A 10,840-nucleotide genomic window follows, 5' to 3' on the forward strand; every position below is an offset into this window, starting at 1 on the left:
GGTCGGGAAGTCCGGATCCGGCGCGAACTGCTCGCTGACCACCAGCACTTCGTCGAAGCCCGCGCTCCGGAGAGCGGCGACGGCGAGTTCCCCGCCCACACCGTGCATGGCGGTCAGCACGATCCGAATCGGGGCGCGCCGCCGCGTGTCGTGCGGGGGCGTGGTCGGGTCGGCGAGACCGGCGGCCTGGTCCAGCGCGATGGCCGTGCTCTCGGCCCCCACCGCGATTTCGCCGCCGATCAGGCTGGGCAGCAAGGCAACCCGGGCCAGGTAGCGGCGGACGATCTCCTCGCCCAACTCGTCGGCCGTGGTCGTCGCGGGCAGGCCCAGCAGGCCCGGATTCGGGGTGGTGGCCCGCGCCGGATTGGTCCGGGCGATGGGTTCGGTGACCGCGTCGATACAACGCTCGATCTCGGCGTCGGCGGGCGGCACCAGCTGCGAACCGCCGTCGAGGTACAGCTTGTAGCCGTTGTCGGTGGCCGGATTGTGGGAGGCGGTGATCTGCACGCCCGCAACGGCTTTCAACTCGCGCACGGCGAAGGCCACCACGGGGGTCGGCAAGGGCCGGGGGAGTTTCAGTACCGAGAACCCCGCCGCCGCGAAGACTTCCGCGGTGGCGAGGGCGAATTCGGCCGAGCCGTGCCGGGCGTCGCGCCCGACGATGACCAGTCCGCCGCCCAGGCAGCGGTCGCGCAGCCAGGCGGCGATGCCCGCCGAGGCACGGGAGACGGTATCGACGTTCATGCCGTCCGGGCCGTCCCGGAGCGGACCGCGGAGCCCGGCGGTTCCGAAGCGCAGCACGGCCGCGCGCCTAGAGGCGTTCCAGCACGCCGCGCAGCAGTTTGCCCAATCTCGGTGCGGCGGCGTGGCCTTCGGCCAGGACCTCCGCGTGCGAGAGATGTGCGCCGGTGACACCGGCGGCCAGGTTGGTGACCAGCGAGATGCCCAGCACCTTCGCGCCGCCCTCGCGGCAGGCGATGGCCTCCAGCACGGTGGACATGCCGACCAGGTCCGCGCCCATGGTGCGCAGCATGCGGATCTCGGCGGGGGTCTCGTACTGCGGCCCGGTCAGGCCCGCGTACACGCCCTCGGTGAGACTCGGGTCGATTTCCTTTGCCAGCGCCCGCAATTCGGGATCCCAGGCGTCGACCAGGTCCACGAAGTTCGCGCCCTCGAGGGGCGTGCGGCCGGTCAGGTTGATGTGGTCGCTGATCAGCACCGGTTCGCCGACGGAGAGATCCTCGCGAATGCCGCCCGCCGCATTGGTCAGCAGCACGGTCTGCGCGCCAGCGGCCAGCGCGGTGCGGACGTTGTGGACCACCTGACTCGGCGCGTGGCCCTCGTAGAGATGCTGACGGCCCATGAGCAGCAGCACCGGCGCGTCACCCACGGTGACGGAGTGAATGGTGCCCTGATGCCCCTGTGCCGTCGGCGATTCGAAGCCCGGCACTTCGGCCATGGGGATGGAGGTGGCCGGTTCGCCGATCTCGGCGGCAGCCTCCTGCCAGCCCGATCCCAGCACCACGGCGACCCGGTGCGTGCGCACACCGGTACGTTCGGCAATGGCTTCGGCGGCTAGTTCGGAAACCCCGCCCACGGTTTTCTCGGCCAGCATGTCGCCCACCCTAGTCCTCAGCGATCAAGTGCGCCTCTGGGCGACCACGACCTGCCGTTTTCATCCGTTTTACCCTTCTTTTTCGTGTCTCGGCGGTTACTCCTACCCATGAGTAGGTATCGCTCCGGGCCCCCGTTACGCTGCACGCATGCCGTATTTGAAGCGTGATGGGGATGTGTTCGTGCTGAACCTCGGGACCGAGGGTCAGGACATCGACAGCGAGAACCGTTTCCACCCGGACTGGATCACCGAGGTCCACGCGCTGCTCGACGAGGTCGAGGCGTCCGAGGGCCCGGCCGCGCTGGTGGTCACCGCCAACGGCAAGTTCTTCTCCAATGGCCTCGACACCGACTGGCTGTTCGGCAATTTCGACAAGAACTGCTGGTACCTGGACCGCGTGCACTCGCTGTACAGCCGCCTGCTGGCCTTCGGCCTGCCGACCGTCGCCGCGGTGAACGGCCATGCCTTCGGCGCCGGGGCCATGCTCGCCACCTCCTGCGACTTCCGGATCATGCGCGCCGACCGCGGCTTCTGGTGCCTTCCCGAGGTGCACCTGGGCATGCCGTTCACCGTCGCCATGAACGCGCTGCTGACCAATCGCCTGGTCAACCAGGTCGCGGTGGAGGCAATGACCACCGGCCGCCGCTATGCCGCCGATGACGCCATCGCCGCGGGCATCGTGGACGGCAAGGCGGACGCCGAGTCGTTGCTCGCCACCGCCATCGCCCGCGCCGACCTGCTCAAGGGCAACCGCAAGCCGAACCTCCCGGTCATCAAGCGCGCCCTGCACCAGAACGCCCTGGCGGGTCTGGCCGTGGAAACCACCCCGGAGAACCTGGCCTTCAATCCGTAGGGTCTCCTCCTTCCGTTTCGAGGGGTTCGAGGGCTTGCCCTCGAACCCCTAATTTCTGCCCTTTTCGTGATCTGCCGGAGATTTTCCGGCGCACCTGGTGCGACAGACCGGCACGGCAGTGCGAGACTGGGGGGATGCAACCGTCGCGCAACGGCGATGAACGCAGTCTTCGCAAACCGATCGGTCGGCACGAGTCTGAATCCGTGTCGACGTCGAATGCTGCCCTGGCACCGGCAGATCCACTGCTTCTCGCGGACATCGATGCGGCTGTCGCGGCCGATCGCGACCGTTTGATCGCGCTCTCCCACGACATTCATTCCGAGCCCGAGCTGGCCTTCGAGGAATTCCGCAGCGTCGCAAAGACAATCGAGCCATTACGCGAGCGCGGTTTTCGCATCGAATCGGGCGTAGCGGATCTTCCGACCGCATTCACCGCCGAATACGGCAGTGGAGACCTAGTAGTCGGTATTTGTGCGGAATACGACGCACTCCCGGAAATCGGCCACGCCTGCGGCCACAACATCATCGCGGCCTCCAGCATCGGCGCGGCACTGGCCCTGGCCGCCGTCGCCGACGCCTGCGATATCACGGTGAAGGTGCTGGGCACGCCCGCGGAGGAGTCCGGCGGCGGCAAGGTGCTCATGCTCGAGCGCGGCGTCTTCGACGATGTCGCGATGGCCATGATGGTGCATCCGGGCCCGGAGGACATCGCCGGCGCGCACTCGCTCGCGCTCGCGGATTTGTCCGTGGTTTTCCACGGCCGGGAATCGCATGCCAGCGCCGCACCGCAATACGGACGAAATGCCCTGGACGCCCTGACCGTCGCACAAGTTGCTTTAGGTTTGCTCCGTCAACATTTACTGCCCGGACAGCAACTCCACGGTATAGTCGGCTCGGGCGGCGTAGCCCCCAATATCGTGCCCGGACACGCGGAACTGCTGTATTACCTACGTGCGGTCGACTCCGCGGCCCTCGACGATCTGATGCAACGAGCATCGGCATGTTTCGAGGCTGGTGCCCTGGCGACCGGATGCACACATGAAATCCGGAAGCTCGCGCCGACATATACCGAGCTCACGCCGGATAGCGCACTACTGTGTGCCTATCGCGAGCAGATCCGAGACCTCGGACGCGAGCCCATCGCCCCGGAATTCGAGGCGGCACGGCCGCTGGGCAGCACCGATATGGGCAACGTCACCAACGTCATCGCCGGAATCCACCCGGTCATCGGCATCGATGCCGGGGGCGCGGTGACCCACCAGCCCGCGTTCGCGGCCGCCGCCGTGAACGCCTCGGCCGACCGCGCCGTCCTGGACGGGGCAACGGCGCTGGCCCGCACCGCGATACAGATTGCGGGCGACAAATTGCACAGGGACAGGTTGTCGGAACGAGTCATGCAACGGCAGTTTCAGCGACAGGAGGAGCTTCGGTGAGCACAACCGGCCGGTCCGCGGCGCGCATCAACGGACCCGTGGCGGCGAGCTGTGTACCTACGCAGTCCGCTACGAGCGTCGCGATGGAACCGGCGACCGGGCATGCAGCGGTGGAGTCGTGGCTCTCCGAGCACATGGACGACCTCGCGGCGTGGCGTCGCCACATCCACGCCAACCCGGAGCTTTCCCGAACCGAGTTCGGCACTACGGAATTCGTGGAGTCCTGGCTGGTCAAGGCCGGGCTCGAACCCCGCAAGCTACCGAGCGGCACCGGCCTGATCTGCGATATCGGCCCCGAGGGTCCGCGCATCGGCCTGCGCGCCGATATGGACGCGCTGCCGCTGCAGGAATACACGGGGCTCCCGTTCGCCTCCACCGTGCCGGGCGTCTCGCACGCCTGCGGGCACGACGCGCACACCACGATCCTGCTCGGAACCGCACTGGCGCTGGCCGAGATTCCCGACCTTCCGGTCGGTGTGCGACTGGTCTTCCAGCACGCCGAGGAGGTCATGCCCGGCGGCGCCATCGACATGGTGGCCGCGGGCGCGATGGAAGACGTCTCGCGCATGTTCGCGCTGCACTGCGATCCGCGGCTGGAAGTCGGCCGGGTCGGCATCCGGGTCGGCCCGATCACCTCGGCCGCCGACACCGTCGAACTCGTGCTGGACTCGCCCGGCGGCCACACCTCCCGCCCGCACCTGACCAGCGATCTGGTCTACGCCATCGGCACCGTCATCACCGGCCTGCCCGGCCTGCTCTCGCGCCGCATCGACCCCCGCACCAGCACGGTCATGGTCTGGGGCGCGGTCTCGGCGGGCAAGGCGCCCAACGCGATTCCGCAGACCGGCATGCTCACGGGCACCGTCCGCACCGGCGACCACGCCACTTGGTCGTTGCTCGAGCCCATGGTGCGCGAGATCGTCGAGGGGCTGCTGGCGCCGACCGGCGTGCGCTACCAGCTCAACTACAAGCGCGGCGTGCCGCCGGTGGTCAATGACGAACAGGCCGTGCGCATGTTCGAGGACGCGATCCGCGGGCTCGGGCCCGACGCGCTCGCCGACACCCAGCAGTCCGGTGGCGGCGAGGACTTCTCGTGGTACCTGGAGGAGGTCCCGGGCGCGATGGCGCGCCTCGGCGTGTGGTCCGGTCAGGGCGAGCAGCTCGACCTGCACCAGCCGACCTTCGATATCGACGAGCGGGCGCTGGCCGCGGGCGTTCGGGTGTTCACCAACATCGTGTTGAACGCGCACCGGTACGCCTGAGCGATACCGCTCGACCCGTCGGACAGAGAGCCGGGCCGCACCGAAAGGTGCGGCCCGGCTTCATGTTTCGGGAACTACTTGGCCTTGTTGGCGATGTCGCCCCAGGCGTGCCAGCGGTCGATCTCGATCCAGGCGGAGACGCGCTTCTGATCGCGCACGGCGTAGTCGGTGCCGATGTAGTGCCGGGCGATGCGGTCGATGACCGAGGAATCCGGGTCGTTCTCCAGCGACACGATGCGGCCCTGGACGCTGACATGGCTGTACCAGTTGTCGGCATCGGTGATGGTGAGGCTGACGCGCGGGTCCTCGCGCAGGTAGTCCAGCCGCTTGCGGAAGTCGGCCAGGTTCACCAGGATTCGGCCGTTCTCGTAGAGATACCAGGTGGCCACCGAGACCGGCTGCCCGTCGGGGCGATTCGAGGCGAAGACCGCCGGATTGGGGCGGGCCAGGAACTCGGCGATCGGAGCGGGCACGGGTGTCGCGGGCATCGGTTACCTCTTTCGACGGTTCGAAATTCGTTTTCCGTTACCCGCAACAGCCGTGCCGCGGCGAATCTTCCTGCGTGACTACGGCAGCTTCCGGCGTCCCTACGGCCCGAAGGTGCCCGGGCCCACGTTCTTGCTGTTGCGGGTGCGTAGCGCGTGCGTGTAATCGCTTGGCGCGCCTGCCTTCTCGGCGGCGTCGGCGATCACGCCCAGGTAGCGCGCGGAGGGCAGCCCGCCCTCGTAGGCGTCCAGGACGTAGAGCCAGGCCAGCACCGGTTCGGTGGCGGTGCCCTGGTTGGGGGTGACGCGCAGGCGGATCTTCTTGTGGATGCCGAAGTCCGAGCCCTCCCAGCGGTCGAGGCTCAGCTCGTCCTCGCTGGGAACGTCGTACAGCACCACGAAGACCCGTTGTCCGGGCTCTTCGACCACCGTCGCCAGCGGTCCCTCCCAGCCGATGTCGTCCCCGGCGAAGGTGAGTCGCCACCCTTCCAGCCAGCCGGTTCCGTACACGGGGGAGTGCGGACAGCGCTTGAGCATCTGCTCGGGATCCATGTTGGACCCGTAGGCGGCGTAAATCGGCACCATAGAAGCCTATCGAACAAATAGGGGAGACCATCCCCGATCCCGATCACAAGGCGGTTCGCGAAGGCATGATCGGTTGCCGCGAGATCGCCGGAATGGGCGCGTGACCCCGCGAAGGTCCGGTTTGTCCTGGGGCAACGCGAAGTTCGCGCAACATCCCGCCATGACGGGCGATCCGCGCGAATGGGATGCGCCACAGTGGGACAGTTGTCCCGAGATGCGGTTAAAGCTGTGAGGAGCTGGGCGGATAACGTTAGGGACCGGCATCGGAGATCCCGGGGCCGACTTGAACGCGGAGGAACAATGACCCGCATTGCGATCATCGGCGGCGGCCCTGCCGGATACGAAGCGGCGCTGGTGGCGGCACAGCACGGGGCGCCGGTCACGCTGATCGACAGTGACGGCATCGGCGGCGCGTGCGTGCTGTGGGATTGCGTGCCGTCCAAGACCTTCATCGCCTCCACCGGCGTGCGTACCGACCTGCGCCGCGCCCGTGACCTGGGCATCACCGTGCATCCCTCGCAGGCCCAGGTGCGCCTGGCCGAGGTGAACTCGCGCGTGAAGGCCCTCGCCCAGGCCCAGTCCTCCGATATCAAGGCCAAGCTGCAGACCGCGGGCGTCACCGTGCTCGCCGGTTACGGCGAAATCATCGACCAGGCACCCGGCCTGGCCACCCACCTGGTCAAGGCCACGCTCGCCGACGGCCAGGAGCGGGTCATCGAGGCCGAGGTCGTGCTCATCGCCACCGGCGCCAGCCCGCGCGTGCTACCCGGCGCGGAACCGGACGGCGAGCGAATCCTGAACTGGCGCCAGCTCTATGACCTCAAGGAACTGCCCGAGACCCTGGTGGTCGTCGGTTCCGGTGTGACCGGCGCCGAATTCGTCTCCGCCTACACCGAGATGGGCGTGAAAGTGAAATTGGTCTCGAGCCAGGACCGCGTGCTGCCCCGTGAGGACGCCGACGCCGCGCTGGTGCTCGAGGACGCCCTCGCCGAGCGCGGTGTGGAGCTGGCCAAGCACGCCCGCGCCGACGCGGTGGAGCGCACCGCCGATGGCGTCGTGGTGAAGCTGTCCGATGGACGCACCGTCACCGGCAGCCACGCGCTGATGACCGTCGGTTCCGTCCCGAACACCAACGGGCTGGGCCTGGAACGGCTCGGCATCGAGCTCGACAAGGGCGGATACCTGCGCGTGGACCGGGTTTCGCGCACCACCGCGACCGGCGTCTACGCCGCGGGCGACTGCACCGGCCTGCTGCCGCTGGCCTCGGTGGCCGCCATGCAGGGGCGCATCGCGATGTACCACGCGCTGGGCGAGGGCGTGCAGCCGATTCGCCTGAAGACCGTTGCCTCTGCGGTGTTCACGCGCCCGGAGATCGCGACCGTCGGCGTCTCGCAGACCGCCATCGACAATGGTGAGACCCCCGCGCGCACGGTCATGCTGCCGCTGAACACCAATCCGCGCGCCAAGATGTCGGGCCTGCGCAGGGGTTTCGTGAAGATCTTCTGCCGTCCCGCGACCGGTGTGGTGATCGGCGGCGTCGTGGTGGCGCCCATCGCGTCGGAGCTGATCCTGCCGATCGCGCTGGCGGTGCAGAACAACCTCACGGTGAACGATCTGGCGCAGACGTTTTCGGTGTACCCGTCGCTCACCGGTTCGGTCACCGAGGCCGCGCGCCAGCTCATGCGGCACGACGATCTGGACTAGTCGCAACGGCTTTCGCGTGTCCTTCGCGTGACCGTTCGCGTGGCTTTTGCGTGCCATTGTTACCGGCCCGTCTTGCTGCCTTGTCTCCCTTGTGATTAAGTTCGCGGCGGAAGCGATCGGCAGGGCGGTCGCGAGCGTTACGCGATGGGGGTTCTCAATTCCCCCCGACGCGAGGCTCTTCGATGCCCCGGAGTCCGATCGTGCTGCCGAGGGACGAAGGAATTGAGCCAAACGTGAAGCACCGCAAGCCGAGTCGGATCAAGGCGAGCACCTCCCTGACGCTGGCCGGTGCGGCCGCCGTGGTGTCGCTGCTATCCGCCCCCGCCAACGCCGCTCCCGCCGATCCGGGCGCGGTCCCGGCGGACCAGCAACAGCCCGAAGGCGCCCAGCCGACCACCGAGACGCCGGTCCCGGACCCGAAGGTGCAGGTCGTGCCCGCACCCAAGCCGGAGAACGTGCAGCCGGGAACGACCAAGCCGCAGGGCAACCAGCCGGGCGTCACCACCCCGACCACGCCGAACACCCCGGACACCGGTGCGGGGCAGCAGGATCCGCAGCCGCAGGGCGCCACTCAGCAGGGCGGTGCCCAGCCGGGCACCACGCAGCCGGGCGGCACCACCCCCACGCCGGACCCGAACGCGGCGCAGCCCGCGGGCAACAACCCGCAGGCCACCCAGCCGAAGTCGGTCAAGCCGTCGCAGCCGGGTGTGACCGTGCCGCGCGTGGCGCCGCTGCCGGTGCCGGGTCAGCAGAACACCCCGGCCCAGCCCGCGGTGGTCCAGCCGACCCAGCCCGCGACGCCGGGGCAGACCCAGCCGGTCACCCCGAACGATCAGAGCGCGCAGCCGGCCGGTACCACCCCGCAGACCGGTGACAGCCCGGACGTGGACACCATCACCGGCCAGCCGACCGTCAATCCGCAGACGCAGCCGCGCTGGCAGTCGCCCGCGGTGGACACCGCCCCGGCCGCGCCGGTGGTCGCGATGACCGGTCCGCACACCGAGCTCGGCGTCAACCTCGACGGCGGCGCGGTGCTGCCGGGCTGGGCGGCCAACACCCACCACTTCAGCAACCTGGACGGTTACGTCGGGACCATCGGCTACACCACGCCGGGCGGGTTCGGCCAGGCCGGTATGTCGCTGGACTTCACCACCCGTAACCAGATCAAGGTGACCGCGTTCGCGGGCAACGGGCCGGACAACGACCAGAAGATGGAGTTCGTGCTGGACACGGCCGCGGCCAATGCGGCCAAGGCCGACGCCGAGAACTTCATCCGGCTGATGCCGGGCGGCGCCATCATCCTGGAGGCCGCGGCGCAGATTGGTAAGCTCCCCGAAGGTGATCAGCCGGCGCAGACGGTGGATGTGGCCGGTGTGACCGCGCAGGTGGGCCGCTCGGTTCAGTACTGACAGTTCGGTACTGACGGTTCCCAGGGGACCGGTTGGAGAAGTGTTGTCACGTGGGGCGGTCGGGAGCGACCGCCCCACGCGCATGTGGCGAAAGGACGGGTGATGGTTTCCGGCAAGGACGAATCAGCCGACCGACCAGAATCCTCTGAGGAGAACAAGCAGCCGGAGTCCGAGTTCGGGGCGCCCCTGAACGATTTCGGCGCTCCGCTGAACGACTTCGGGGCGCCGCTCAACGACTTCGGCGCTCCGCTGAACGATTTCGGAGCGCCACTCAACGACTTCGGGGCCAAGCCCGCCGCGCCCGCGCCGGGCTGGAGCCCCGCGCCCGGACCGCAGAGTCCGGAGCTGGCGTGGCGGCCCGCCGACGCGTCGATCCCGGCGCCGCCGCCGCAGTATCGCGCCCCGGACTCGTGGGGGCCGACGACCGGGCAGTACCCCGCCCAGTACCCGGGCAACGGCATGTCCACGGGCCAATTCCCGGCCGTCGAGGGTGCGGGGCAGGCTCCGAGTACCCCGGACGTCGAACAGACCGTCAAAATCCCGCCTGGCGGGTCGCAATCGGCGCCCGGTGATCCGGAGCAGGCCACTCGCATCAGCGATGCCGATAAGGCGCTCGCCGAACGGAATTCGGCGGGCGAGGCCGCCGCGAACGGGGCCGTGCCCGCGCAGACCGGGTCGCCGGATTCGTGGTGGCGGTCCGCGCCGAGCGGGTTCCCGCCCGTGCCGCCGTCGACGGAACCCGATGCGCCGCAAGGGGAATCGCTGTCCTGGGCGGATGATCCCATCGTCAAGGCGCTGACCCCGAAAACCCCTGCGCCGCAGGCCAAGCCGGAACAGGAGCCGCGGCCCTGGCGCAAGATCGCGGTGATCGCGGGCGGCGCGGTGGTGCTGCTGGCGGTGGCCGGATCGGTGATCTTCGCGCTCACCCGCGGGGGTGATCAGGACACCACGGCGGCCGGGGTCACCACGATCGGCAAGGGTGCGCCGACCAATACCGCGGCGGCGCTGAGCTGCCCGCCGCGGCACGAGGGCAAGCTCACCATCGGCAATGGCGCGGGCGGCACCGGCAGCGGCGTGGACGCGATTCTGGGCTTCCAGCACGGCTTCTACGCCGACCGCAGCGGTGAGAAGGCGCGCAGTTTCGTCGCGCCGGACTCGCCGACCGTCTCGCAGGCCGACGTCATGCAGTCGGCGGGCATCGACAAGCTCAAGCCCGGCACCAGCTACTGCCTGCAGATCGTCGGCCCCACGCCGGTTCCGGCGCCGGTCCCACCGGTGCCGCCGGGCGCGCCGCCCGCAGCGCCCGTGGCGGGGGTGTTCGAGACCTACGACGTCGATATCACCGAGCATCACGCGGACGGCACCACGCAGGTCTACGCGCAGCGCGTCACGGTCGTCGAGCGTGACGGCAAACACCTGATCTACTCCATCGAGGAGCGTTCCTAGCGTCCATCGTCATCCCGGCATGTTTTTGGCCGGGATCCACACCCCGGG

The 10,840-nt window shown here is 68.9% G+C and carries 10 protein-coding genes; 6 read left to right on the forward strand and 4 right to left on the reverse strand.

Annotated features, from left to right (window positions below; translation table 11 throughout):
• Together ON43_RS07000 and ON43_RS07005 are read right to left on the reverse strand one after the other, a co-directional pair.
• Window positions 1-801 (reverse strand): phosphohexomutase domain-containing protein (locus ON43_RS07000; protein ID WP_505778215.1); only part of this gene is annotated, 801 nt, incomplete at its 3' end.
• A gap of 10 nt (window positions 802-811) precedes the next feature.
• A complete protein-coding gene (locus ON43_RS07005; RefSeq protein ID WP_040805004.1) occupies window positions 812-1,615 on the reverse strand; it encodes a purine-nucleoside phosphorylase in 804 nt (267 codons plus the stop codon).
• Between the two features lie 148 nt (window positions 1,616-1,763).
• Here ON43_RS07005 and ON43_RS07010 point away from each other — a divergent pair, with 148 nt between their 5' ends.
• The 3 genes from ON43_RS07010 (at window position 1,764) to ON43_RS07020 (ending at window position 5,163) form a co-directional block, all read left to right on the forward strand.
• Complete coding sequence (locus ON43_RS07010) at window positions 1,764-2,468, forward strand: enoyl-CoA hydratase/isomerase family protein (protein WP_040804989.1); 705 nt, start codon at window positions 1,764-1,766, stop codon at window positions 2,466-2,468.
• A 134-nt stretch (window positions 2,469-2,602) separates the two neighbouring features.
• Complete coding sequence (locus ON43_RS07015) at window positions 2,603-3,901, forward strand: M20 family metallopeptidase (RefSeq protein WP_083913209.1); 1,299 nt, start codon at window positions 2,603-2,605, stop codon at window positions 3,899-3,901.
• 83 nt (window positions 3,902-3,984) lie between these two features.
• Window positions 3,985-5,163, forward strand: coding sequence for a M20 family metallopeptidase (locus tag ON43_RS07020; RefSeq protein WP_040804993.1), 1,179 nt, complete (start codon window positions 3,985-3,987; stop codon window positions 5,161-5,163).
• A 74-nt stretch (window positions 5,164-5,237) separates the two neighbouring features.
• Here the strand turns inward: ON43_RS07020 and ON43_RS07025 are convergent, their stop codons facing one another.
• Together ON43_RS07025 and ON43_RS07030 are read right to left on the reverse strand one after the other, a co-directional pair.
• Complete coding sequence (locus ON43_RS07025) at window positions 5,238-5,651, reverse strand: PPOX class F420-dependent oxidoreductase (RefSeq protein ID WP_040804995.1); 414 nt, start codon at window positions 5,649-5,651, stop codon at window positions 5,238-5,240.
• A gap of 99 nt (window positions 5,652-5,750) precedes the next feature.
• On the reverse strand, window positions 5,751-6,230 hold the full coding sequence (locus ON43_RS07030) for a gamma-glutamylcyclotransferase family protein (protein ID WP_040805010.1): 480 nt from the start codon (window positions 6,228-6,230) through the stop codon (window positions 5,751-5,753).
• 303 nt (window positions 6,231-6,533) lie between these two features.
• On the opposite strand from ON43_RS07030, the gene ON43_RS07035 reads away from it, so the two are divergent.
• The 3 genes from ON43_RS07035 to ON43_RS07045 all read left to right on the forward strand — a co-directional run bounded on the left by ON43_RS07035 (window position 6,534) and on the right by ON43_RS07045 (window position 10,792).
• Window positions 6,534-7,937, forward strand: coding sequence for an NAD(P)H-quinone dehydrogenase (locus tag ON43_RS07035; protein ID WP_040804997.1), 1,404 nt, complete (start codon window positions 6,534-6,536; stop codon window positions 7,935-7,937).
• 233 nt (window positions 7,938-8,170) lie between these two features.
• Window positions 8,171-9,346: a hypothetical protein gene (locus ON43_RS07040; protein ID WP_051178072.1), complete on the forward strand. Its 1,176-nt coding sequence runs from the start codon at window positions 8,171-8,173 to the stop codon at window positions 9,344-9,346.
• Window positions 9,347-9,448: 102 nt separating this feature from the next.
• Entirely contained in the window at window positions 9,449-10,792 is a 1,344-nt protein-coding gene (locus tag ON43_RS07045) for a DUF8176 domain-containing protein (protein WP_040804998.1), read from the forward strand.
• Window positions 10,793-10,840 lie beyond the last annotated feature (48 nt).

Origin of the sequence: Nocardia concava NBRC 100430, from assembly GCF_000308815.1 — a bacterium.
Classification (GTDB): domain Bacteria; phylum Actinomycetota; class Actinomycetes; order Mycobacteriales; family Mycobacteriaceae; genus Nocardia; species Nocardia concava.

Bases quoted from the DNA above. Each gene is read 5' to 3' on its own strand.
- ON43_RS07015 (WP_083913209.1), top strand. From the start codon at position 2,603: ATGCAACCGTCGCGCAACGGCGATGAACGCAGTCTTCGCAAACCGATC.
- ON43_RS07020 (WP_040804993.1), top strand. From the start codon at position 3,985: ATGGAACCGGCGACCGGGCATGCAGCGGTGGAGTCGTGGCTCTCCGAG.
- ON43_RS07045 (WP_040804998.1), top strand. From the start codon at position 9,449: ATGGTTTCCGGCAAGGACGAATCAGCCGACCGACCAGAATCCTCTGAG.
- ON43_RS07010 (WP_040804989.1), top strand. From the start codon at position 1,764: ATGCCGTATTTGAAGCGTGATGGGGATGTGTTCGTGCTGAACCTCGGG.
- ON43_RS07025 (WP_040804995.1), bottom strand. From the start codon at position 5,651: ATGCCCGCGACACCCGTGCCCGCTCCGATCGCCGAGTTCCTGGCCCGC.
- ON43_RS07005 (WP_040805004.1), bottom strand. From the start codon at position 1,615: ATGCTGGCCGAGAAAACCGTGGGCGGGGTTTCCGAACTAGCCGCCGAA.
- ON43_RS07035 (WP_040804997.1), top strand. From the start codon at position 6,534: ATGACCCGCATTGCGATCATCGGCGGCGGCCCTGCCGGATACGAAGCG.